This window comes from Pseudovibrio sp. M1P-2-3 (assembly GCF_031501865.1).
In the GTDB taxonomy this organism is placed as follows: domain Bacteria; phylum Pseudomonadota; class Alphaproteobacteria; order Rhizobiales; family Stappiaceae; genus Pseudovibrio; species Pseudovibrio corallicola.
The window spans coordinates 964,617-988,238 of the sequence record NZ_JARRCW010000001.1; the positions used below are offsets into that span (position 1 = coordinate 964,617).

Annotated in this window: 19 protein-coding genes; 11 read left to right on the forward strand and 8 right to left on the reverse strand. The window is 48.0% G+C overall.

Features of this window, described 5'->3' with window-relative positions:
• Positions 1-266: 266 nt before the first annotated feature.
• Positions 267-1,544 (reverse strand): aromatic amino acid transport family protein, encoded by a 1,278-nt coding sequence (locus tag P6574_RS04420; RefSeq protein WP_310619175.1) that lies wholly within the window; start codon positions 1,542-1,544, stop codon positions 267-269.
• Positions 1,545-2,039: 495 nt separating this feature from the next.
• Here P6574_RS04420 and P6574_RS04425 point away from each other — a divergent pair, with 495 nt between their 5' ends.
• Entirely contained in the window at positions 2,040-2,702 is a 663-nt protein-coding gene (locus P6574_RS04425) for a transglycosylase domain-containing protein (RefSeq protein WP_310619176.1), read from the forward strand.
• Positions 2,703-2,747: 45 nt separating this feature from the next.
• On the opposite strand, the gene P6574_RS04430 is transcribed toward P6574_RS04425, so the two are convergent.
• The 6 genes from P6574_RS04430 to zwf all read right to left on the reverse strand — a co-directional run bounded on the left by P6574_RS04430 (position 2,748) and on the right by zwf (position 8,541).
• The gene (locus P6574_RS04430) at positions 2,748-3,311 is read right to left on the reverse strand and encodes an OsmC family protein (protein ID WP_310619177.1); all 564 of its coding nucleotides are present in this window, start codon (positions 3,309-3,311) and stop codon (positions 2,748-2,750) included.
• A 96-nt stretch (positions 3,312-3,407) separates the two neighbouring features.
• Positions 3,408-3,983, reverse strand: coding sequence for an OsmC family protein (locus P6574_RS04435; protein ID WP_310619178.1), 576 nt, complete (start codon positions 3,981-3,983; stop codon positions 3,408-3,410).
• 191 nt (positions 3,984-4,174) lie between these two features.
• Positions 4,175-4,444, reverse strand: coding sequence for a glycine zipper domain-containing protein (locus P6574_RS04440; RefSeq protein WP_310619179.1), 270 nt, complete (start codon positions 4,442-4,444; stop codon positions 4,175-4,177).
• 100 nt (positions 4,445-4,544) lie between these two features.
• Positions 4,545-6,185: a glucose-6-phosphate isomerase gene (pgi, locus tag P6574_RS04445; protein ID WP_310619180.1), complete on the reverse strand. Its 1,641-nt coding sequence runs from the start codon at positions 6,183-6,185 to the stop codon at positions 4,545-4,547.
• 139 nt (positions 6,186-6,324) lie between these two features.
• Positions 6,325-6,966, reverse strand: coding sequence for a bifunctional 4-hydroxy-2-oxoglutarate aldolase/2-dehydro-3-deoxy-phosphogluconate aldolase (gene eda / locus P6574_RS04450; protein WP_310619181.1), 642 nt, complete (start codon positions 6,964-6,966; stop codon positions 6,325-6,327).
• A 108-nt stretch (positions 6,967-7,074) separates the two neighbouring features.
• On the reverse strand, positions 7,075-8,541 hold the full coding sequence (gene zwf / locus P6574_RS04455) for a glucose-6-phosphate dehydrogenase (RefSeq protein ID WP_310619182.1): 1,467 nt from the start codon (positions 8,539-8,541) through the stop codon (positions 7,075-7,077).
• Positions 8,542-8,916: 375 nt separating this feature from the next.
• On the opposite strand from zwf, the gene ade reads away from it, so the two are divergent.
• The 4 genes from ade to P6574_RS04475 all read left to right on the forward strand — a co-directional run bounded on the left by ade (position 8,917) and on the right by P6574_RS04475 (position 16,247).
• Positions 8,917-10,629: an adenine deaminase gene (gene ade / locus P6574_RS04460; protein WP_310622103.1), complete on the forward strand. Its 1,713-nt coding sequence runs from the start codon at positions 8,917-8,919 to the stop codon at positions 10,627-10,629.
• Positions 10,630-10,846: 217 nt separating this feature from the next.
• On the forward strand, positions 10,847-12,523 hold the full coding sequence (locus P6574_RS04465; protein ID WP_310619183.1) for a long-chain-fatty-acid--CoA ligase: 1,677 nt from the start codon (positions 10,847-10,849) through the stop codon (positions 12,521-12,523).
• A 170-nt stretch (positions 12,524-12,693) separates the two neighbouring features.
• Entirely contained in the window at positions 12,694-14,997 is a 2,304-nt protein-coding gene (locus P6574_RS04470) for a xanthine dehydrogenase family protein molybdopterin-binding subunit (protein ID WP_310619184.1), read from the forward strand.
• A gap of 224 nt (positions 14,998-15,221) precedes the next feature.
• Positions 15,222-16,247 (forward strand): DMT family transporter, encoded by a 1,026-nt coding sequence (locus tag P6574_RS04475; RefSeq protein ID WP_310619185.1) that lies wholly within the window; start codon positions 15,222-15,224, stop codon positions 16,245-16,247.
• A gap of 29 nt (positions 16,248-16,276) precedes the next feature.
• Here P6574_RS04475 and P6574_RS04480 read toward each other — a convergent pair whose 3' ends face one another.
• Positions 16,277-16,513, reverse strand: coding sequence for an Lrp/AsnC ligand binding domain-containing protein (locus P6574_RS04480; RefSeq protein WP_310619186.1), 237 nt, complete (start codon positions 16,511-16,513; stop codon positions 16,277-16,279).
• A 225-nt stretch (positions 16,514-16,738) separates the two neighbouring features.
• Between P6574_RS04480 and thiD the strand changes: the two genes are divergently transcribed.
• The 6 genes from thiD (at position 16,739) to P6574_RS04510 (ending at position 23,610) form a co-directional block, all read left to right on the forward strand.
• A complete protein-coding gene (thiD, locus tag P6574_RS04485) occupies positions 16,739-17,542 on the forward strand; it encodes a bifunctional hydroxymethylpyrimidine kinase/phosphomethylpyrimidine kinase (protein ID WP_310619187.1) in 804 nt (267 codons plus the stop codon).
• Positions 17,543-17,781: 239 nt separating this feature from the next.
• Entirely contained in the window at positions 17,782-19,143 is a 1,362-nt protein-coding gene (locus P6574_RS04490; protein ID WP_310619188.1) for an OmpP1/FadL family transporter, read from the forward strand.
• A 270-nt stretch (positions 19,144-19,413) separates the two neighbouring features.
• Positions 19,414-20,202: a UDP-2,3-diacylglucosamine diphosphatase gene (locus P6574_RS04495; protein WP_310619189.1), complete on the forward strand. Its 789-nt coding sequence runs from the start codon at positions 19,414-19,416 to the stop codon at positions 20,200-20,202.
• Positions 20,199-21,239, forward strand: a complete 1,041-nt coding sequence (locus P6574_RS04500) for a glycosyltransferase family 4 protein (protein WP_310619190.1) — start codon at positions 20,199-20,201, stop codon at positions 21,237-21,239. The genes P6574_RS04495 and P6574_RS04500 overlap by 4 nt, the downstream gene beginning before the upstream one ends.
• Positions 21,240-21,326: 87 nt before the next feature.
• A complete protein-coding gene (locus P6574_RS04505; RefSeq protein WP_310619191.1) occupies positions 21,327-22,328 on the forward strand; it encodes a threonine ammonia-lyase in 1,002 nt (333 codons plus the stop codon).
• Positions 22,329-22,428: 100 nt separating this feature from the next.
• A complete protein-coding gene (locus P6574_RS04510) occupies positions 22,429-23,610 on the forward strand; it encodes an MFS transporter (RefSeq protein ID WP_310619192.1) in 1,182 nt (393 codons plus the stop codon).
• Positions 23,611-23,622: the final 12 nt, after the last annotated feature.

The window sequence follows — 23,622 nt, forward strand, 5'->3', positions numbered from 1 at the left end:
AAACCAGATTTCGTTATTAAATATTGATAGACTATTTTCTTGAAAGGTAAAACACTAATTGCAGATGTAAGTTTGCTGTAGCCTATGAGTAGTGTAAGTTTGACTACTTCTTTACTTAGAAAATAAGTTCAATTTTTCAAGCCTACACCTGAGATAATGTGGAGGGAGACGGGCGTAAGGGCACCAGCAGTAATTCTTGCCTTACGAAGAGGTGAAAAAGCCCCGCAGATGCGAGGCTTTATGCAGAAGGCTTGTGGACCTGAACTTTAGAGCAGGCCGTGGACGATGGAGCTGATGGCCACAATTCCCATGACAGCAATGAAGATGTTGGAAAGAGCCCCATCATACTTTTTCATTGAGGGGACTTTCTTGATTGCATAGATAGGCATCAAGAATAGGATGGCTGCAATGAAAGGGGCTCCGAGAGATTCAATCATCCCCAGGACTGAAGGGTTCAATATAGCGATGCCCCAAACTGAGAAGAAGAAGAAGGCAATGAGGAGGATGTTGAACTTTTTCTCTCCCATGTTGGAAACCACTGCAGGAGAAGTTTTCTTAACAATGCCAGCAAGCCCCTCTTTTGCACCGAGGTAATGCCCAAAGAAGGATGAGAAAATTGCCAGAAACGCCACAATCGGACCCAGAACCGAAATAAGAGGCGATTCAAACTGGTTTGCCAAATAGCTAAGGATAGGGAGGTTCTGCGCTTTCGCTTCCATCAGCTGTTCAGGGGTGAGCGCAAGAACACAGCTGAAGACGAACAACATCACAAAGCCAAGCAGCATAACGGATGCGCGTTTCAAAATTGCATCAGATTTGTCGGCTGCTCCTTCTCCATAGGACTCGCGTTGGGCAAGCGCCATAGAAGAGACAGCTGGGCTGTGATTGAAAGAAAATACAAGCATCGGGATAGTCAGGAACACCAACATGAGCAAATCACCCATTGGGGGGATCCTATCAAGGCTCATCGCTGCAAAAGACCAGCTCGGAATCATGTATAAAGACATGCCGAACAAGATGAGAACGAGCGGATAGACCATCAGCTCCGTTACTGTCAGCATGAAGCGGCGACCAAAAACCATGACACTCATCATCATGGCCACAAGAACTCCTGAGAGCAGCCAGCGTGGAAGCGGGACCATTCCCAACTGGTTCACAAGGAAGCTGTCAATTGTATTGGTAATAGCATTTCCGTAGATCAGAACGATCGGGTAGATCGCAAAGAAATAGAAGAATGTAATAAGCAGGCCAGCGGCTTTGCCGAAATGCTCTTCAACCACATCAGTAATGTCGGCTCCTTCTTTGGAGGAGGACAATACGAAGCGGGAAAGCGCTCTGTGGGAAAAATACGTCATTGGGCCAACCAAGGCCGCAATCAGAACAAGTGGCCAAAAACCCTCTAGACCGGCTCGGATTGGCAAAAACAAAATGCCAGCTCCAACTGCCGTACCAAACATTGAAAGAGACCACGATAAATCTTGTTTATTAAAATTGTTCTCTTTAATCCTCGTGTTATCCACTAGGACACTACTTTCAATTGTCACTGATACTTCTCCCGAAAACTCAACTTAACTTAGAGTTATTTGCAGCGTGCCGGAGCGGTATATCGAGTGATCTTCGATGCATCTATAAGAATATTTACATACAATACTCGCTGTAGCTCTAGGGAAGGGGAGGTCTCATAAGAGTGGTATGCAGTCACGGTGTATCAGCTATGCCTATTATTTTATATATTGCAATAACATAGGATAACCTTTCATTCACTCGCGAAGGTAAGTAGGTGAATATATTTGCAACGTAGATAGTGATTTTGAGACAGATTGACACACACTTTTCTTTGGGGATCAGAGCAAAGTACAGCCTTAAAACCGCGCAGTTTCTAAATGAGTTGTCGCGAAAATCTAAAATACCGAAAAAACAGGCATGTACTTGTAGAGTTCTTTGAAAGCCTAGGGATGTTTACTTCCTGTATGGACACTGCAGCTAGTTTAAAAGCCTAGGCTCGTTGCTTGTGACTGTTATTGGCAGGGGAGGATGGATTGAAGTGGTTGGCGCTAGGTTTGGTGAGTGTCATGGTCATGTTGCTTGTGGGTGCATTTGCATATGGAGCCACAGGATGGTTTGAAGCCCGGCGACAAGCGCCCCAATGGGTACAGCTCGCCAAGCAGTGGCAGGAACAAGGGCATGGCGCTGAAAGCCTAATACCTCAGCAGCTACACTCTCTTGTTGAGGTGATTGATCCCGACTATTTTACCCATGCAGGTGTTAACCCCGTGAGTTTGGCAGGTGGTATGTCGACGATCACCCAAAGGGTTGCCAAACACCTACACGTGCTTTCATTGGATGCAGGATTAGCCAGAATTTATCACACCGGATATGCACTAGGTCTGGAAACAGTTTTGTCCAAGAAAGAGATACTGACGCTTTTCCTCGGGACAGTTTCAATGGGAGAGGGGCCAGTGGGAGAGGTGCATGGATTTCATCGCGCTACATTGGTCTTTTATGGAAAGGTGCCAAAATCTCTTGCTCAAGAAGAGTTTTACAAATTGGTTGCGGTGATCTCCTCTCCCTCCTCCTTTTCCCTGCAAAATCGGAATGGAATGCTGGATGAGCGGGCTCAGCGTATTCGGCGGCTTGTGTCAGGGGAATGCAAACCTTTTGCTCCGCGTGATGTCGGGCTGGAAAATTGCGTCAAGGATTAGTGCCGTTTGTATCTTTGCTAGTGATTTGCGCTTCCCTACTCAAACTTATGGATTGTGAACGAGTTCCACGTGTGCGGGCACAGGCTCCATAATGGCTTGGAGGGCCAAACATGCAGCTTTACATGTCTCGATCATTTTGACGATTTCTTCTGCAGGTTCTGGAGACTCTACAATGACATAAAGGTCAATGCGCTCGCACTTTCCCTTCTCAGTAGATGTACACTTTTCGTTGATCAAGTTTTCGGCCACTGAGAAATGCAGCTTCTGCTCCACTTTCACAGAAGTCAGGTCGAGCTTCTTCATATTCTGATAGTAAGTAATATGACTGAGGAAGCAAAATGCTACGCCACATGCCAAGTAATCAAGAGGAGCGGGTGCCTTATCAGTTCCACCGAAACGAATACCTTCATCGCTGGAAACTTCAAAGGCTCCATATCCAAGTATATTTGGCATTACGCTCACGGACTTGAAAAATCCAGCGCCGGGCTGCTTTCCCCCAGTGAGGTTTATATCAAATGCAAATCCTGTTTCTGATTGGTTTGACTTACCTAACTCCATCCTCAGTAAGGGGTGTAGGGAGTCCACTTTTTTAACCAGCTCCAGTGGCATTTTCCTGTCCTTTCATGGGGTGTGTTGCCTCAAAGGAGGCGCAAGATTGCAGGAGGGGTGCTCAAAGTATTTTTGACAGGTGTTGGACAGGAGTTCCTATGGGTTATGAATGAGCTTAAAGCTGGGAGGAGTTGCATTAATAACAGTTTGCAAGCCAATGCATCCGGTGGTGCACACCTCTATCATCTTCTCAATTTCTTCTTTTGGTTCAGGGGACTCCACAATCACATTGAAGTCTATTCCATAGCAACGCCCGTGCCCTACGTCTTCATCATGAGAGTCTGTTAGGTTACTTGCGAGCATAAAGCGCATTTTTTGTTCGACTTTTACGGATGTAATATCCAGCTTTCTGGATTGCTCATACATATAGACGTGACTTAGAAAACAAAAGGCAACGCCGGAGCCTAGGTAAGACAAAGGAGCCGGCGCGAGGTCTGTTCCGCCAATCAATGTTCCTTCATCACACTTGATTTCAAAAGCGCCATATCCGGACCCTTCAGGCTTTGCGATTGCACTTTTGAAAAAGCCTGTCCCTTTTTCCTTATGAGCCACAAGATTTACTTCAAAATTAAAACCATCCTCAGTCTTCTTAGGAGCTTCAATTTCTATTGTTTTGAGAGGAGGCAGGTCTTCAACTTTTTTGACCAAGTCGTTTTGCGTTGCTTCAGACATTGTAGTCTCTCCTTGTCAGGGGGGTATTCTGGTGGGGAGATATCTTTGAATACTCAAAGATCACATGGTTTTAGATTTCTATCTGCAGACTGGGACAGAACTTTGGTGATATTTGCGGGTGACATTAATATCATGTCACCTGAGCAAGTTTTGAAGTGACAACCTCACAAGTTGCTTGCAAGCGGGTTACTTTATGGGCAGGCTACTGCATAGGGGCGTCCATATTGGTCATAGGCTGTGCAGTTTTTAGGAGTTGTTACATGGCCAATAACGCCGCCTGCGACGCCGCCAATGGCAGCACCTGCAACAGCTGAACCTGCATCTCCACCAGCAGCTGCCCCGATTGCCGCTCCGGTTGCTGCGCCAAGGCCTGCACCTACCAATGTTCTATCCTGTTGGCTTGAGGTGTTGCATCCAGCAATGAGTAGAAGGGCTGCGCTTGCCAGTAACAGTTTTGTCATTAGTTGCTTCTCCTTGTCCTGCCGCCCTTTGCCAATCAACTCCCGGATCAAGAAGGTGTGTCTAAAGGGCGCAGGGTAAGAAGAAGCAACGGAGAAACTATCAGGAGGCCTTCAGGCCTTGCACATAAGAGACAAGACCGAGGGTCGAGCTGTCCTTATCTGCGGTGGTTTCTTTACCTTCTACGAGAGGCAGAAGCAGGGTTGCCAATTCTTTTCCAAGTTCCACGCCCCATTGATCAAAGGAGTTAATGTTCCAGATCACGCCTTCCACAAACACGCGGTGTTCATAAAGGGCAATGATCCGGCCTAGTGTGAACGGGTCTAGTTTTCTATAGATAAGTGTGGTTGAAGGGCGATTACCCGGAAAGGTCTTTTGCAAAGCAAGGTTAGAGATCTGTTCCTCACTTGCGCCGCTTTCGCGCATTTTTACTTCAACTTCACTAAGGCTCCGTCCCTTGAGAAGGGCTTCACTCTGAGCAAGGCAGTTCGCTAATAGAAGGTTCTGGTGGTTTTGGAGCTCCGGTTCATGGCTTTGGGCTCCTACGAGGAACTCGCAGGGAATTACTGAGGTGCCTTGGTGGATGAGCTGGTAAAAGGCATGTTGTCCGTTAGTACCCGGCTCTCCCCAAACGACTGGGCCCGTGGCCGTTTGAACGGGTTTTCCCTCTTTGGTGACCTGTTTGCCATTGGATTCCATATCCAGCTGCTGCAGATAGGCCGGGAAGCGGGAGAGCCGTTGATCATAGGGGAGAATTGCCCGAGAACCAAGCCCCAGAAAGCTTCTGTTCCAAACGCCGATCAGCCCCATGAGTACAGGGAGGTTATCTTGGATCGGAGCTGTGCGGAAATGTTCATCCATCACAAAAGCACCATCCAGAAATTCCATGAAACTATCTGCTCCAATGGCAATCATCAGTGGCAGGCCAATTGCAGACCAGATGGAATAACGGCCTCCGACCCAATCCCAGAATCCGAAGACACGCTCAGGACTGATCCCAAATTTGGAAACCCTATCAAGTGCAGTTGAGACGGCACAAAAATGGTGCGGGATAGCATTTTCTCCAAGCGCTTCAACTATCCAGCTGCGAGCTGTTTGAGCGTTGGTCATGGTCTCAATTGTGCTGAAGGTTTTGCTAGCGACAATCACCAAGGTGGTTTCTGGATCAAGGTGCTTCAGTGTATCTGAAATGTGAGCACCGTCTACATTGGAGACAAAATGGACTTTGGGGCCATCATGATAGGGGGCTAACGCCTGTGTTGTCATGGCCGGACCTAGGTCAGAGCCGCCAATGCCGATGTTGATGACATCTGTGAAGGTCTTTCCGCTTACTCCACAAACTTTGCCGGAGCGAACCGCATTGCTGAACTGCCCAAGGTGCTCAAGTGTCTCACGCACCTTGGGCATAACGTCTTCGCCGTCCATCATCACGGCTTTTTCGGAGCGATTACGTAAGGCCGTATGTAAAACTGCACGGTTCTCCGTGGTGTTGATTTTGTCACCCTCAAACATGGCGGTACGCTTTTCTTCAAGGGAGCATGCTTCAGCCAAACCCTGAAGGAGCGAGAGAGTTTCGCTGGTAACGGCAGTTTTGGAAAAATCGAGCAGCAAGTCGTCTAGAGAGCGTGAGAACTTTTGGAAGCGGTGCCTGTCAGCAGCGAATAGGGATTTAAGTTCAGTCGCCTGAGCGTTCCGTGCATGTTCTTCCAGCGTTTTCCAAGGTGCGGTGGAATGATGGGACATTCAAACTCTCCTGATTATTATTAGAAAGGTAAAGTGCTTGTGCGTGGTGGCGGCTCTTCCCATTGGGGAGCCTAGCAGATTTTACAGGGTTGGATATATTTGATTATTTACGGATCAAAGCACGTTTTGTGCGATAATTTTAAGGGGAGAGCGCCGCAGCCTTTCGGGCATGGGCTTCAATTTTCAGCCAGTTTTGGGCATCAACCGCTCCTGTCTCGGAAATCCACGTTCCGCCAACACACAAAACGTTGGAAAGGGCTAGGAAGTCTTTCGCATTGGCTAAAGTGATTCCACCTGTTGGACAAAACCGTAGAGACGGGAAGGGGGCAGCTAGCGCTTTCAAAAGAGACGGCCCCCCGGAGGCTAAGGCCGGAAAGAATTTGAGCCTCTCATAACCCTTCTCTGCTGCTTGCATCGTTTCTGTCGGCGTTGAAACTCCGGGAAGTAGTGGGCACTGCTGGAAAGACTTTGCAGCGTTGAAGAGTGTTTCAGTTGAACCGGGAGACACAGCAAAATGAGCTCCAGCGTTAACTGCGGCCTCATATTGTCTGGCGGATAGAATAGTTCCAGCTCCCACGGTAACTTCTGGCACTTCACTGGAAATTTTCCTAATACAATCAAGGGCACAGTCTGTGCGTAGTGTAATCTCGATTGAAGTCAGTCCACCTTTCGCCAAGGCCTTTGCGACTTTTACCGCATTAGAGCTATTAGTAAGGGTAAGAACCGGAATAACCGGCGCTTTCATTAATATGGTATCGAGAAGTTCAATATTTTGAGACATATAAACTTTTGAAAGTACTTTGTTCAAAGAAAATGAATGGTGATGATCGCCTTGCTGATCAACTAAGTTTGGAGACGATACTATGATCGTCCCCGCTAAAGGTCCAGCTTACTCTTCGTGCCAGGTGCGTCCGTCACGCTCGATCAATGCGATGGAAGCAGAAGGGCCCCATGTGCCGGATGTATAGCTTTTCGGTGGCTCTGGATCCTTCGCCCAGTTTTTTAAGATTGGATCAATCCACTTCCAAGCTGCCTCCACTTCATCTCTTCGCATAAACAGGGTCTGATCGCCGCGGATCATATCCATGAGCAGACGCTCATAAGCATCAGGGCTACGGACCTCAAAAGTCTCAGCAAAGGACATGTCCAGTGGAACCTGACGTAGACGCATGCCTCCAGAACCTGGATCCTTGATCATGACATGCATTTTTACACCTTCATCCGGCTGCAGGCGAATAATAAGCTGATTGGCTTTGATAACGCCCGCATCAGCATTAAAAATGGAATGTGGAATTTCCCTGAACTGGATGACAATTTCAGAAATACGGCTTGCAAGGCGCTTTCCTGTTCTCAGGTAAAATGGCACGCCTGCCCATCGCCAGTTGGCAATCTCCACCTTTGCCGCAACAAAGGTTTCTGTTTGGGAACGGTCTTCCCCCAGTTCGTCCAGATAACTTGAGACAGCGCCGCCAGCCGATGCCCCCGCGCGATATTGCCCTCTTATCATGTTGCGGGAAATGGATTGCGCATCCAATGCTTTGAGTGAGTTCAGCACTTTGAGTTTTTCGTCACGGACACTGTTTGCTCCAGACGATTCTGGCGGCTCCATCGCCACAAGACATAAAAGTTGAAGCAAATGGTTTTGAACCATGTCACGCAGGGCGCCAGCCGTATCATAATAACCGGCGCGGCTCTCAACTCCCAAAGTTTCAGCCACCGTAATTTGGACATGGTCAATGTTGTTGGAGTTCCACAACGGCTCGAATAGGACATTGGCAAACCGCAAAGCCATAAGGTTTTGGACCGTTTCTTTGCCTAGGTAATGGTCGATCCTGAAAATCTGCTCCTCTTTGAATACGGAGCCGATTGTCTCGTTCACTTCACTGGCAGACTTCCCATCTTTTCCAATCGGCTTCTCAATGGTAACCCGCGTTTTTTCCGTAATGAGCCCATGTTTACCAATGGCTGAGCAAATTGGGCCAAAAAGGTCGGGAGAAACGGACAGGTAAAAGGCGCGGATAACATCTTCGCGGCCAGACAAGGCTTCACCTAAGGCATCCCATCCTGTACCCTCAACTGCATTTAGAGAAACATAATGGAACCGTTTTAAAAAACGCTCCATCACCTCTTCCTTAATCGATTTAAGGTGACCCAATAAAGATTCCCGCGCCCAGTCAATATATTGTTCATCGCTTAAGGAGCGACGGGAGACAGAAATGATACGCGCATCTGCGGGAATTTGTCCCGCTTCCTCGCGGTGATAGAGAGCTGGCAGAAGTTTACGATGGGCCAGATCTCCCGTCCCGCCAAATACCACAAGGTCAAAGGGTAATACAGGTGTCGAGCGAAGTGGCATTGCAATTCCTTGAAGTCTTTTCGTTTTACTTTGGCGCTTGGCAAGAAGCCCCAGCGATATCCTCGGCTCGAACTTAACGAGCAAGCATATAAATACTTATACCTGACCGGGCTACCTTTTGCGCTGAGATTTGCGAAATTGCAAGAGGCAGGAACTGGTTTCCTCTCAGCCTCTTGAAAGCACAAATTAAAACCATTGCAGTACCTTAGGTAATCCTAGTGCTTGTACTTATTCAGTTGCCACGGTGGATTGTAATGCAAGTGTGGTTGAGGCAAGATGAACACTACCGGTGGAAATGGCTAGAGGGCTTCTTAAAGGCATCGGTCAGAGTGTTAGAAGGCACTCTCTTTCAATTTTAGGGGACGGAGTATGGCCATGAAGCGCTCATCCAAAGAATTTCTTGAAACGGCAATTGCTGCGGGAAAAGGGGAAATTCCAGCTGATATCGTTTTAAAGAATGTGGGTTTGTTCAGTGTCATGGATGGCAGCCAGACAACGTGTGATCTGGCAATTGTTGAAGACCGGATCGTTGGGACCCATGCTAGTTATGATGGTCATATTGAGCTGGATTGTTCCGGTAAAATCGCGGTTCCGGGCTTTATTGATACGCATCTGCATGTGGAATCCTCGCTTGTCACGCCCTTAGAATTTGACCGATGCGTGCTTCCTCACGGGGTTACAACTGCAATCTGTGACCCCCATGAGATTGCAAATGTCGCAGGGATAAAAGGGATACAGTACTTTCTTGATTCCGCGGCAAATACAATAATGGATTTGCGTATCAACCTGTCCTCTTGTGTTCCTGCCACCTCATTCGAAACATCGGGTGCCCGCTTGGAACTGGAAGACCTGCTTCCTTTCAAAGATCACGAAAAAGTTATTGGCCTTGCTGAGTTTATGAACTTTCCGGGCGTTCTGGCACGTGATCCTTCCGTCATATCCAAGCTGGATGCTTTTCAGGGCGGGCATATTGATGGACACGCTCCACTTTTGGGCGGGGTGGACCTTAATGGCTATTTGGCTGCGGGCATTCGAACCGACCATGAAGCGACCAGCGCTCGGGAAGCTTTGGAAAAGCTCTCCAAGGGCATGAATATATTAATTCGAGAGGGGTCTGTCTCCAAGGATCTGGACGCTTTGGCGCCCGTTCTAACCTCTGATTATTCAAGCTTTCTGTGCCTTTGTACCGATGATAGAAACCCGCTGGATATTGCGGAGGAGGGCCATATTGACTCCATGATCCGCCGACTGATTGCACATGGGTGTAAGCCAAAAGACGTGTATCGGGCAGCAAGTTGGTCTGCGGCAATGGCTTTCGGTCTACGTGATCGCGGGCACCTCGCGCCGGGTTGGAGGGCCGATATTGCTTTGCTTGACGACCTTGAGAAGTGCTCCGTGAGTGATGTCATCAGCGGCGGAAAAGTGGTTACGCCCCAACTATTTGCTCAAAGAAATGCCGTGAAACCGACGGGTTTGACGGACACATGTCATGCCCCTGAAGTCTTTGCGGGCAACTTTACTGTTGCAGCCCGAACAGAACCGCATTCAGTACTTGGGGTTAAGGCTGGGCTGATTTTGACCTCCCACGAAAAAAGAGTTCTGCCTACCAAAGGCAACGAGGCTTTGATTGATCTTGGACAGGATGTTGTCAAAGTCGCTGTAGTTGAGCGTCACGGTAAAAACGGGAACATTGCAACCGGATTTGTGACAGGGTTTGGTTTGCAAGAGGGGGCTATTGCCTCTTCCGTTGGTCATGATAGCCACAACATTTGTGTCGTCGGGGCCTGTGAAGTCTCCATGGCAACAGCCGTAAACCGGTTACGTCAGATAAAAGGTGGCTTTGCAGTTGCCTCCAAAGACAAGGTTCTTGCAGAACTGGCTTTGCCGCTTGCCGGACTTATGAGTTTGCAGCCTTTTGAACACGTACGCGAAGAACTGGAGAAACTTCGAGCTGCTGCGAAAGGTCTTGGTTGTTGTCTGCCAGAGCCGTTTTTACAGGTCGCGTTCTTGCCGCTTCCGGTTATTCCGCATTTAAAAATTACAGATTTTGGGGTTTTTGATGTGGACGCATTCTCACTTATCCCCTAATAGGACGTCAAACATCAAAGTCCCAGCGAGTTCTTCAACGAACTAGCCTTTTGGGAGAAGTTGACCTTTTGTTCAGTATAACGCAAACTGAACGGCAGATCTATTTATGAATTCCGGTTGTGCAAGGTGAGGGAGTGACAGTGGGAGCTGTCCCATTCGGGTTATTCAGCCTGAACCTGTCTGGCCGTAGAACACAATTATAAGGGGGGATGGTGCATTGACCAGCGTAGAAGAGTGGAATAGTAGCTTTAAAGCTCGCCCGATTGGTGAATATCTTGATGAAGCCCTGAAGAACTACTCAAGCCGTCCAGCAATGGACTTTATGGGTAAAGGGTATACCTATAAAGAGATGGGCGAACTGGTGGACAAAGTGGCTGCCGGCCTCGAAAAGCAAGGCGTGCGCAAGGACACCAAAGTTGGACTTTGCCTGCCAAACTGCCCTTACTACCCTGTTTTCTACTTCGCCATTTTGCATCTGGGCGGTACAGTTGTGAACTTCAACCCGCTTTATGTGGAGCGTGAGCTTTCGTTCCAAGCGCGGGATTCGGGCATTGACATCATGGTCACGCTTGACCTGAAAATGATGTTCGACAAGATGGAGACTGTCCGTAAGGAAGGCGCGCTGAAAAAGATTGTTGTTTGCCGCATGGCCGACATTCTGCCTCAGCCAAAAAAGCTCCTGTTCACATTGCTTAAGGGCAAAGAGCGTTCTTCCATTCCAAACAGTTCTGCACATGTGAAGTTTGGGGATCTGATCTCCAATGGCACACGCTACACTCGCCCGCAGATTAATCCGGAAGAAGATCTCGCGGTTATCCAGTACACTGGCGGTACAACAGGTGTGCCAAAAGGTGCCATGCTGACCCATGCGAACCTTTCGGCCAATATGGAGCAGACCAAAGAGCTCTTTACGAATGTTGTTTATGGTCAGGAAAAGGCAGTTTGCGTACTTCCTTTCTTCCACGTGTTCGCAATGACTATTTTGCAGAACATCTCGATTATGTTCGGCTCCGAGATGATCCTTGTACCTCGTTTTGAGCTTAAGGACGTTCTGGATACAATCCAGCGTAAGAAGGCTACGATTTTTGCAGGTGTTCCAACGATCTATACTGCAATTAATAACCAGCCTGATATCGAAAAGTATGACCTGTCTTCCCTGAAGATCTGTGCATCCGGTGGTGCTCCGCTTCCTGTGGAAGTTAAGGAAGAGTTCGAAAAACTTACCGGATGTAGCCTGTTTGAAGGCTATGGCCTTTCTGAAACGTCTCCAGTCGTGTGCGTAACACCGCTTGACAGCCCAAGCCCAGAAGGCTCTATCGGCTATCCGGTTTCTGGTACGACCCTTTCTTTCCGTGATCTGGATGATCTTTCCAAAGAGGTGTCTAAGGGTGAAAAAGGTGAACTTTGTGTCACTGGCCCGCAGGTGATGAAAGGTTACTGGAACCGTAAGGATGCAACCGAGCAGACACTCGAAAACGGTAAGGTGCTTCACACAGGTGATGTGGGCTATATGGACGAAAACGGTTTCGTCTATCTGGTTGACCGTATTAAAGACCTGATTATTTGCTCTGGCTACAACGTGTATCCTCGCGTTATCGAAGAGGCGCTGTATCTCCATGATGCGGTTGAAGAAACAATCGTTATTGCTGTTCCTGACAAGTACCGCGGACAGGCTCCAAAAGCTTTCGTTAAGCTCAAGGAAGGGCAAACAGTCTCCGAAGCCGAGCTGTTGACGTTCCTCAAAGAGCAGATCTCGAAAATCGAAATGCCGAAGATGATTGAGTTCCGGGACGAGCTACCAAAAACTATGGTGGGTAAACTCTCCAAGAAGGAACTGGTGGAAGAAGAAGCTGCCAAGCAGAAAGCGGCGGAAGCTGGAGTTGCTGCAGAGTAACTGCAACCAGTTATTATTCACTTCAATATGATTTAACGGCCCTGCTCTTAGTTGAGTGGGGCCGTTTTGTATTGTGATATAGTCCAAGTGAGTCTTGGAGTGTTTCATGTGTGTTAACCTCCATCTGACTTCAATAGGTACGGTTGAGTTTCTGCTAGAGGATTAACCCCATGACCAATGAACCTGTGATGAAATTTGGAATTGGTGCCTCTTCTTTGCGTGTTGAAGACCCTGTTTTTTTAACTGGGCAAGGGTGTTTCACAGATGATGTTCGCAAGAGGGGCGCGCTTACTGGTTACATGGTGCGCTCTCCCTTCGCACATGCTGATTTTTCAATTTCAAACCTCTCGCAAGTCAAGGCGAGAAAGGGAGTAAAGCTTGTTCTGACAGCTCACGACCTCAAAGGACATAACCGATTACCTTTCTTTGGGTTTCTCAAGCAAGTAGATGGCAGCACCATAAAAGGCAGCAACTATGAAATTTTATGCAGTAAAACACTGCGTTATGTTGGAGATGCTTTTGCTTTTATTGTGGCTGAAACACTAGAAAATGCGAAGGATGCCGCAGAGAGCCTTGAAGTGCACTTTGAACCTAAGCGGGCTGTGGTTGAGTGTCAGATTGCTCTGGAAAATAACGCCCCTGTTTTGCATCCGGAGATGGGCTCGAATAGCGCCTTTAAACTTTCCAAAGGTGATCGGGAGAAGGTGGAAGAAGTTTTTTCAAAGTCTGATCGTATCGTCTCCATTGAGCTGATTAACAACAGGGTTGTTTCTAATTTTGTGGAGACCCGTGCCTGTATTGGAGAGTTTAGTGAAGAAGATGGGACGTATACATTAACCACCTGCTCACAAGGGGGGCACCAGTTACGCGATACGATTGCAAAAGGAATTTTAAAAATACCCTCTGACCAGTTGCGTGTGATTACTCCAGATGTTGGGGGTGGATTTGGGACGAAGATTTCTTGTTATCGCGAATATCCCCTTGTTTTGATCGCGGCCAAGAAACTGGGAGTTCCTGTTAGGTGGACAGGGGACAGGACAGAACATTTCCTTGCCGATACCCAAGGACGTGACAATGTGGTCACTGCCCGCCTAGCGCTTGATGCTTCAGGTAAAATTCATGGTCTAGACGTTCATCTTCTTGCAAACGTCGGGGCCTACCAAAATCAATATGCGCCATTTGTTCCCAGTAGTTGCTTGAGCATGGTATCAGGCCTCTATGATATTCCGGCGGTGTGGGCCGAAGTAACAGGTGTTTATACCAATACGACGCCATTGGATGCTTATCGTGGGGCAGGGCGTCCGGAGGCTGCATATTTGATAGAGCGATTGGTTGCGAAAGCTGCGCTGGAAATCGGCATGAACCCGATAGAGTTCCGCAAGCTCAACTTTATCAAGCCAGATGGCATGCCTTATACGACACAGGTGGGGCACACCTATGATACGGGTGATTTTGCAAAGACCCTAGATAAAGCTTTACGCCACAGCGATTTTGCCGGGTATTTGATGCGTGAAGAGCAAAGTTTGAAGCGTGGGAAACTGCGCGGTATCGGCATGTCTTGCTATATTGAAGCCTGCTCGTTTCCAGGAAGGGAGGAGGCCACTATAAAACTAGATGAAAATGGGGGGGTAACTCTCTTTATAGGAACCCAATCAAACGGGCAGGGGCACCATACTGCCTATGGCCAGCTTATTGCCGAGTATCTGGGACTGTCTTTGGATAAAATTAAAATGGTTCAGGGGGATACTAAGCTCATCAAAAATGGTGGGGGAACAGAGGGGTCCCGCTCCATTCCCATTGGCCTGACGTCGGTTAAAGAAGCCTCTGTTGCTCTGGTGAGAAAGCTCAAGGAAATTGGGGGCGATCGTTTAGAGGTTGATGTTGAAGATCTTGAGCTGGTGGATGGAACATTACGTGTTGTGGGTACGGATCGCTACATGTCGCTGGCTGCTCTGGCACAAACAAGCGCAGAGAAGATAGAGGCTTTTGGAGAAGCTGTACAAAAACAGTGTACCTACCCCAACGGGACACACATTTGCGAGTTGGAAGTTGACCCTGAAACCGGTGTTACAAAGATTGAGCGGTACACTGTGGTTGATGATGTGGGGGTAACGGTAAACCCGCGTCTCCTGCAAGGACAGATTCACGGGGGAGTGGCTCAGGCGATCGGTCAAGCTCTTTATGAACATGTGATTTATGATGATGAGGGGCAGCTCTTAACTGCCTCCCTACTGGACTATCATGTTCCCAGAGCGGATGATCTGCCGTTCTTCTCTCATAATACGTGTAATACTCCGAGCAAAAACAACCCTCTAGGTGTGAAGGGGGCAGGAGAGGCAGGCACTGTCGGGGCGGCCCCCGCTGTAATGAATGCTTTACAGTATGCCCTGAGAAAACATGCAGGTGTTGGACATATAGATATGCCGGCAACGCCGTCACGGGTATGGGGCGCCATTCAGGCAGCACGAATCTAGCAGATATTTTAGTGTTGCTAAAAACAGGCTCAAAGGGATCTGCTTACATATTCATCAGTGCACAACTTAATTTGTGGTTGTTTTTTAGGGAGTAAATCGATTTAGAGTAGAGTTCTCACTCGCTTCAAGAGTGGTAAGTTCTTTGTCTCTTCTCTTGCTGCTTGATCCCCATGGGAACTGCTTGATTTGGCGGTATCTGGAAGAATGTAACGTCAGGAATTCTAATGAAGTTGCCCGGCTCTGCGGCTGAACGTAAAGTCCCTTCCGCCAAAATGCCCGAAGGCGCAATCCCCACTGCAACTGGAGCAGATGCAAAGCCGCTGTTGGGTATTTTCTTGAAAATAGCCTCAACGCTTGCCTTTTTTGGTATGGTCTCCGCTCTTAAATGGGTCTCTCAAGATGTCCCCATTACTGAAGTGGTCTTTGCGCGTAACTTTTTTGGGCTGTTTCCGATTTTAATTATGATGGGAATGGAAGGTTCTTTTGGGTATGGGTGGAAAACCTCCCGCCCCATGGTACATATGAGCAGAGCAATGGTCGGCGTAAGCGCTATGGCCTGCGGCTTTATTGGTTTGAAACTTCTGCCTCTCCCGGATGCAACCGCGATTGGATTTGCTGGGCCCTTGATAGTGGTAATCTTGGCGGCATTACTCTTGAAGGAGAGTGTACGCATATACCGCTGGTCTGCTGTTTCCGTAGGGTTCGTGGGTGTTTTGATTACGGTTATACCGCACCTTGGAGAAGGACAGGGGGGGAACTTGGCCAACTGGGGGGTGCTCTTTAGTTTTTTAGGCGCGCTTCTGGCCGCCTTTGCCATGATAGCAGTGCGTAAACTGAGTGAAACAGAGCGAACTGCGACAATCGTACTCTGGTTTACAGTCACGTCGACGGTTCTGGCTGCGTTCACCTATCCACTGGGATTGGTCTATCCCGAGTTTGCATGGGGTGTTCCCGACCTGTTTGATGGTCTGTGTCTGGTCGCTGTTGGAGTTTTTGGCGGGCTTGGTCAGATTCTGTTGACTCATAGCTACAGGTACGCGGATGCGTCCACCATTGCGCCGTTTGATTATATGAATATGGTCTGGGCGATTTGCTTTGGATTTGTTCTTTTTGCAGAGGTTCCCACACCGGAGGTGATTGTCGGCTCATTGATTGTCATCGCAGCAGGAATTTTTGTCATCTTGCGAGAACATCAGCTGGGATATGACAGAACCAGAGCGCGGCGGGCCTCAACACCTTCCAAGGCATAGGGCAGACAGTTTTTTGCCTGCCTTTTACTCTAGAATGCTTTGAAGGTGATGATGGTACGTGTATCTTGAATACCATCAATGCAATGGAGTTGCTTGGATACAAAGTGGCCAATATCTTGCCCCTCTTCCAGATAGATCTTGACCATAAGGTCCATTTCTCCGGAAATGGAGTAGGTTTCAGAGGCAATTTCCGCATCTGCTATGGCGTTTGCGACCTGATAGGTCTTGCCCAGTTGGCATTTTATCATCACATAAAATGGTGTCATTGCTAACCCTTTGAATACTGTCGTGGTTTGAAGGCAGTGTGGCCTGAATTGTGATCGTAAACAAGCATCAATCCCAAAGAGCAGTTTTTTAAGTTCTCCGCGCTCCTCTTGATCTGGGTAGTCATGAAAACAGGCAGAGAGATGGGTTTGAGAACGTGAATCTTCGTTGAATGGAATAAAATATAATATTATAAGTCATGGACTTACAAGATAGGAGACGAGCTTATGACCCCGATTGCTGTAACAATTGCCGGATCTGATTCTGGAGGGGCTGCGGGAGTTCAGGCGGACCTGAAAACCTTTTCAGCACTGGGGGTTTATGGTGCGACGGTTTTTTGTGCTCTAACTGCGCAAAATACCAAAGGAGTCTCCGCTATTCATGAGGTGCCGGCAGATTTTATTTTTGCGCAAATAAAAGCCGTGTTTACGGACCTTGCTGTCAATGCTGTCAAAATCGGAATGGTCTCTACTTGTGAGGCAATTGAAGCTGTTTCGAAGGGCCTGCAGCAGTATAATCAAGCTCCCATTGTGCTAGACCCTGTCATGGTCGCCAGCTCTGGTGATTTGTTATTGCATTCCGATGCGATGGATGGATTGAAGAAAAAACTCTTCCCACTTGCTTTAATCATTACGCCCAATATGGCAGAGGCGGCGCTATTGCTTGACCGTCCTATTGCCCGAAATGCGCAAGAGTTTAAAGATCAGGCCAAGGCCCTTCTAGACTTGGGAGTGAAGAGTGTCCTGTTAAAAGGGGGGCATGGGCTGGACCAAAAATCAGATGATTTATATCTGGATCAACAAGGTACAGAACTCTGGCTACGAGACACCAGATATTCTACTGAAAACACTCACGGAACTGGTTGCACTTTATCCTCGGCTATTGCGTCGGGCCTGGCTAAGGGGCTAGGAGTTGAAACTGCCTTGCAAGAAGCTAAAGACTACATCTCGGGGGCTATCCGAGCGGCGGATACTCTGCATATAGGGAGTGGTCACGGCCCCGTCCATCACTTTTATAAAGTCTGGAAGTAGTTCAGAGATTTTACTGGATGTCGTTTCAAAGGCGTCTTCACTCAATTACGGGGAGGTCCATGACCTCCCAAATGGTACGTATTAAAATTATAATTGTACGTGTATTTGTAATTTATACTTAATGTTTTAAGTACTTATGATAAATATCTAGTATTTTTATTATTATGTAAATAAATCATCAAGTGCTATTCTTTCTCAAATGGTCTTATGTACGCCTGACTGTTTGGGAGAAGTTCATAATGCTTAAAACATCTAATATTCTTTTTGGCATAAGTGGGCTACTGCTTGTAGTTGGCAGCCAGCAGGCTCAAGGCGGAGCCTTTGCTCTTCGCGAACAGTCCGCTTTCTATCAGGGCCTTTCATTCGCTGGTTACGGCGTGCAAAGCGAAAGCCTTTCCTCAATGTTCTGGAATCCTGCAACAATTGTGGGCAGAGAGGGTATGCAAGGGGAGAGTGTGAATACGGGCGTCTTCCCAAGGGCGGATATTGATACAGACTATGCGGCATATGACACTCCAGAAAACGGCTTTGTGCCACTTAATAATATACCAGGAGCGGCAGCGGGTTCTGCTGGAGATGTTGGAGAAAATGCCTGGCTTGGCTCGTCCTATGGGACCTATCAGGTCAATGATCGGATTTTCCTAGGGCTTTCTGTCACTGCGCCCTTTGGGCTTGCCACAAAACCTAATTCAGAATGGGCTGGGCAGATTTATGCACGTTCTTCACGAGTCTTGTCTGTGAACGCAACACCTATGATTGGTACAGCTATAACAGATTACCTTTCGGTTGGTGTCGGGCTACAGGTCCAGTATTTTCAAGTTCGCCTAAAAAGCGCATTCCCGCCAGGTGGAGAAGGAGTACTGGAAAGATTTGTCGGTCTTGAGGGAATTAGGGCAGACGCGGGGACTGCGGAGCTTGAAGGCGAAGATCATAATTTGGGGTTTGGAGGTACTATAGGGGTTCTCATCAATCCAATGGAGAACCTACAGATTGGCGTAGGCTACCGTTCTCCTATTCGGCATGAATTAAAAGGGCATTTGAAAAAACCGGCTTTTAGTTTTTTTGGTATGGAAGTGCCTGCAGAGAGAACGCCAATTACATCAACTCTTACTCTTCCTGAGCAAATCAATGCGTCCTTCCAATACGACTTCTTAGAAAATGCCCGTATCATGGGGACCTTCGAATGGACAAACTGGAGCCGTTTTAGTTCGTTTAAGGTCTACAATCGTGTTACGGGAGAAGAGGAGACCGAACTCTCCTTTTTCTATAATGATGGGTACTATCTCTCCATTGGCGGGGAGTACGACTATAATGGACAATTCACATTCAGAGCTGGAGTTGGTTATGAGTGGTCGCCCATAGATGATGCAAACCGTAGCCCTCGGTTACCGGATACCGATCGGGTGTGGCTTAGCGCAGGCTTAAGTTACAACTACAAAGATTGGCTGTCTGCGGATATTGGCTACTCTCACCTCTTTGCAGTTGGTGATGATAAAATAAATATAAACCCCGATAGCTTCCAATACGAAGGCGTTTGGTTTGAAGGTAATGTTGATGGAGCCGCTGACATTATCTCAGGTTCTATTCGAATAAAGTATTAATATTTTTGTTTTGATATGCGTGAAATGTTATTTTATTTAAAATATGCTTGCAGTAACTATTGTTGTTGTTGAATATGATTAGTATTGTGTGATTTTATATTTACTATTTTTGATGAAGTATTAGATTAATATTATTGCTAGCTATTATTATCTATAGAATAGTTTGATGATTTTCCCGTTTGAAAACAGTCACAAATAGTTCGTGGGAATCGGCTGTTATCAGGCTGACATTTCTTATTTGGAGCTATTGCGGTGATTAATGAAACTTCAATGGGTCATTATAAAACTCTGTTTCTCTCGGATATCCATCTTGGCACCAGAGGGTGTCAGGCTTCTATGGTCCTTGAGCTTCTCAGGGAAACGGAAGCCGAGACCATTTACCTTCTGGGAGATATTGTGGATGGCTGGCGGCTGCGCCGTTCTTGGTACTGGCCCCAGTTGCATAATGATGTGGTACAAAAACTCCTGAGAAAAGCCCGAAAAGGGACGAGGGTTGTATATGTACCCGGGAATCACGATGAATTCATGCGTGACTTCTTGGGTAATGATTTTGGGGGCATCGAGATTGTTGATCAAGCACTTCATGAAACCGTGGATGGCAAGCGATACCTTGTCATTCACGGTGATCAATTTGATGTGGTTGTACGCCATGCAAAGTGGCTTGCCCTACTTGGAGATTGGTCCTACCGGAGTGCACTCAAGGTAAACCTTGTTGTTAATTTCTGCCGCAGGAAACTGGGTTTTTCCTATTGGTCCTTGTCCGCTTGGGCCAAGATGAAAGTTAAGAACGCCGTAAACTTTATCGGAAATTTTGAAGAAGCTCTGGTTCATGCGGCCGCAGAACAGCAAGTGGATGGCGTTATTTGCGGGCACATTCACCATGCCGCTAGCCATCATCACTTGGGCTTGCACTATGTGAATACTGGAGACTGGGTGGAAAGCTGCAGTGCTGTCGTCGAACACCATGACGGCACTTTGGAGCTTATTGAGTGGGGAGAACGGCGGCTCCAACCAGAGCCGTCCCTAAGGAGTTCTGATACTTCGCAGGTGGCCGCATGAGCTCCGTTCTCATCGTAACAGACGCTTGGAAACCTCAGGTAAACGGCGTTGTTCATAGTCTGGAAAGGCTGGGGCTTGAACTACGTAAAATGGGCAAGCGTACCGAGTTTCTGACGCCCCAGAACTTTACGCACTTGCCAATGCCTTCTTATCCCGAAATAAGGCTCAGCCTCGCGGCCCCGGCATCTGTGCGCAGGAGTGTTGAAAACTTCAACTGCGATTATCTTCATATTGCTACCGAGGGGCCTCTGGGCTGGTTTGCCAGACAGGCCGCCTTAAAGATGGAATTGAGTTTCACGACCAGTTACCATACGCGCTTTCCAGAGTATGTACGTGCGCGAGCACCAGTTCCGTTGCAGTGGTCATATGCATGGCTGCGGAATTTTCACAATGCTGCTTCAGCGTGTATGGTCGCGACCAAGTCTTTGGAAGATGATCTGAGGGAAAGAGGGTTTCACAACCTGGTCCGCTGGTCTCGTGGGGTTGATGGCGAGCAATTTAAGCCGTGTTCCAGCAATGTGTATGATGGCTTGAAAGGCCCCATATTTCTTTATGTTGGCCGTGTGGCCGTTGAAAAAAATATTGAGACATTTCTTGAGCTTGATCTGCCAGGAACAAAAGTGGTCGTGGGTGGTGGTCCGCGGCTGCAACAGCTTCAATCTGCATACCCTGCGGTAGTTTTTAAAGGTCCCCTTACTGGATGGGCGTTGGTGGAGCATTATGCGGGGGCAAGTGTTTTTGTTTTCCCGAGCAAAACCGATACATTTGGAAACGTGATTTTGGAAGCCTTGGCCTGTGGAACTCCAGTCGCCGCATATCCCGTTATGGGTCCCAAAGATATTTTGGGAGGAAATCAGGCGGGTATTCTCTCGCAGAATCTGGAGGAGGCCGCAATCGCAGCCCTGAAGTTGGATGGTGACTATTGTCGGAAGTTTGCTCAAACGTTTTCTTGGGAAGCCAGCGCCCATCGATTTTGGAAAAATGTTACAGTAAAAGGCAAGTTGGAACATACCATTAGGGTAAACGGGAGCGTCTAGATACTTGGAATATATTGACCTTCTTTTTTGAGGATCATAGGGTATACAATTGTTTTTCGACAACCCTTTCAACTCTCAAGAGAGTCCATGTCACATTCCCTTGCTCGTACTCGCGCTCCTGGTTTCAAACAAATAAAGGCAGCGGCAAAACGCATTGAAAGCCATGCTGTAAAAACCCCGCTGCTGAGCTTTCCGGTTTTGAATGACAGGGTTGGGGGGACAGTCCTCATCAAGCCGGAAAGTCTACAAAGAACGGGCAGCTTCAAGTTTCGCGGAGCGTTTAACCGGCTTTTACAAATACCGGAGCAACAGCGTGCTAAGGGAGTTATCGCCTGCTCTTCAGGAAACCATGCGCAAGGTGTTGCAGCCGCCGCAAAACTGCTGGGCATCAATGCGAAAATTATTATGCCCTCCGACGCGCCAGCCATAAAAGTTCAGCGTACAAAGTCATTTGGTGCGCAAGTCATCCTCTATGACAGGGCAGGTGCAGACAGAGATGCCCTGTTACTCGACCTCAGGGAAGAAACGGGTGCAACACTTGTCCACCCCTATGAGGACCCCGAAGTAATCGCGGGGCAGGGGACTGTGGGACTTGAGATTGCCCAACAGGCAGAAGCAATGGGATATAAACCGGATGCTGTCATCGTGTGCACAGGCGGTGGTGGGCTTTCCAGTGGAATTGCCATTGCTTTTAAAGAGCTCTTGCCTGCCTGTGAGTTTTACACCTGTGAACCTGTCGGGTTTGATGATGTTGCCCGCTCCGTTTTGGCCCAAAAACGTGTTTCCAACGCACACCTTTCCGGTTCCATATGTGATGCAGTTCTCACGCCAACTCCGGGGGAAATTGCTTTTTCTGTCCTGCGTTCACAGGTTACCAAGGGCTTAGTTGTGAGTGATGATGAGGCTTTGGCGGCCATTGCCTTTGCCTTTAATGAACTAAAACTGGTTGTCGAGCCGGGAGGTGCAGTGGCACTGGCGGCGATTTTGGCAGGGCGCTTGGATTTGAATGGACGAACGGTAGCCCTGACTATATCGGGGGGTAATGTGGAGGGAAGTGTGATGGCACGAGCGCTCGAGAATTTCTCTTAGGTGCGATTTGCTTTTCCGCTTGCTCTCTAGGTTATCCGTGGTAAGGGGGAGCAGGTTTTACTGCTCCTTTGGGTTTTAAAAATTAACAGGAATTTTGGGTATGGCCTCAGCGGCGTCTTCCGGTTCAAGCCGATGGTTAACCGTCGGTGTTAGCCTAATCTTTGCAAGTTACTTTTTCGGCTTCGGGCTATTTCTTCCCTTTTTTCCGGTTTTTCTGGAGCAAGCGTCCTTTACACCGGTACAAATAGCGCTGTTTGTTGCCATTCCAAATATAGTAAAAGTGGTGGCAACGCCTGTAGCTACAGCTCTCTCTGACCGGGCTGGTCGGCGCAGACATTCCATGGCGATCTATGGTTTAACATGCGCGGTGGCTTTTCTTTCCCTACTGTTCTTGGAGGGGTACTGGTCAATTCTCGCGGTAGTCCTCCTTCTCTCCGTTGCTATTGCGCCGCTTCAGCCTTTATCCGATGCCTATGCATATGAGGCGGTCAAGCATCAGGGGATCAACTATGGCTTTACACGCTCTTGGGGATCTGCTGCTTTTATCGGAGCCACCACGTTTGGAGGGTGGTATCTTGGTGTTTTCTCGGCCAAGGGACTTCAGTTTTTCACGGCAATTGGCTTTATCGCTATGGCAGCGGTTGCGCTCCTAAGTCCTGGCATGCCCTCCGAAAACGGAGGAGAGAAAAAGATAAGCCCTTGGAAGACAGAGGAATTCAAGAGCTTTGGTCTCCATAGTATCCTTCTGGCAGCAGGGCTTATTTTGGGAAGTATGGCAGCTCTTTACAGTTTTGGCAGCCTTTACTGGATCGAGCACGGTGTGGCTGACGACGTTGTGGGTCTCCTGTGGTCATTTGGAGTAATCTCCGAAATTGTTGTGTTTTTGTTGGGAGCTGCTTTAGTTTCCCGTCTTGGCTCCCTGCCGCTCATTCTTATTGGTGGCCTTGCAGCTATGGTTCGATGGGTGGTGTTTCCTCAAGCTCTCGAGATTCCCCATGCGTTTGCCCTTCAGGCGCTTCACGGTGCAAGTTTTGGCATGGTCCATATTGGTCTAATGGCATTTCTTGCTGACAAAGTTCCCTCTAAAACCCTCGGAAGTGTTCAGGGCCTTGCGGGAATGTATATCGGCATCGTTTTGGGGGGCTCAGGTCTTCTGGCCGGCTGGCTTTATGAAATCAACCCAGCCTATGCATTTTATGCAATGACTGTTGTCGCCTGTGCTGGTTTGCTGGTGCTCTTTTCAATGTGGTCCAAAATTAGCCGCTTGAAATCAGCTTTCTAGCAACTTGAAGCA

Coding starts and splice junctions, on each gene's coding strand:
- P6574_RS04430 (WP_310619177.1), bottom strand. CDS start 3,311: ATGCCACTGGAGCTGGTTAAAAAAGTGGACTCCCTACACCCCTTACTG.
- P6574_RS04435 (WP_310619178.1), bottom strand. CDS start 3,983: ATGTCTGAAGCAACGCAAAACGACTTGGTCAAAAAAGTTGAAGACCTG.
- P6574_RS04440 (WP_310619179.1), bottom strand. CDS start 4,444: ATGACAAAACTGTTACTGGCAAGCGCAGCCCTTCTACTCATTGCTGGA.
- pgi (WP_310619180.1), bottom strand. CDS start 6,185: ATGTCCCATCATTCCACCGCACCTTGGAAAACGCTGGAAGAACATGCA.
- eda (WP_310619181.1), bottom strand. CDS start 6,966: ATGTCTCAAAATATTGAACTTCTCGATACCATATTAATGAAAGCGCCG.
- zwf (WP_310619182.1), bottom strand. CDS start 8,541: ATGCCACTTCGCTCGACACCTGTATTACCCTTTGACCTTGTGGTATTT.
- ade (WP_310622103.1), top strand. CDS start 8,917: ATGAAGCGCTCATCCAAAGAATTTCTTGAAACGGCAATTGCTGCGGGA.
- P6574_RS04470 (WP_310619184.1), top strand. CDS start 12,694: ATGACCAATGAACCTGTGATGAAATTTGGAATTGGTGCCTCTTCTTTG.
- P6574_RS04475 (WP_310619185.1), top strand. CDS start 15,222: ATGAAGTTGCCCGGCTCTGCGGCTGAACGTAAAGTCCCTTCCGCCAAA.
- P6574_RS04480 (WP_310619186.1), bottom strand. CDS start 16,513: ATGACACCATTTTATGTGATGATAAAATGCCAACTGGGCAAGACCTAT.
- thiD (WP_310619187.1), top strand. CDS start 16,739: ATGACCCCGATTGCTGTAACAATTGCCGGATCTGATTCTGGAGGGGCT.
- P6574_RS04490 (WP_310619188.1), top strand. CDS start 17,782: ATGCTTAAAACATCTAATATTCTTTTTGGCATAAGTGGGCTACTGCTT.
- P6574_RS04495 (WP_310619189.1), top strand. CDS start 19,414: ATGGGTCATTATAAAACTCTGTTTCTCTCGGATATCCATCTTGGCACC.
- P6574_RS04500 (WP_310619190.1), top strand. CDS start 20,199: ATGAGCTCCGTTCTCATCGTAACAGACGCTTGGAAACCTCAGGTAAAC.
- P6574_RS04505 (WP_310619191.1), top strand. CDS start 21,327: ATGTCACATTCCCTTGCTCGTACTCGCGCTCCTGGTTTCAAACAAATA.
- P6574_RS04510 (WP_310619192.1), top strand. CDS start 22,429: ATGGCCTCAGCGGCGTCTTCCGGTTCAAGCCGATGGTTAACCGTCGGT.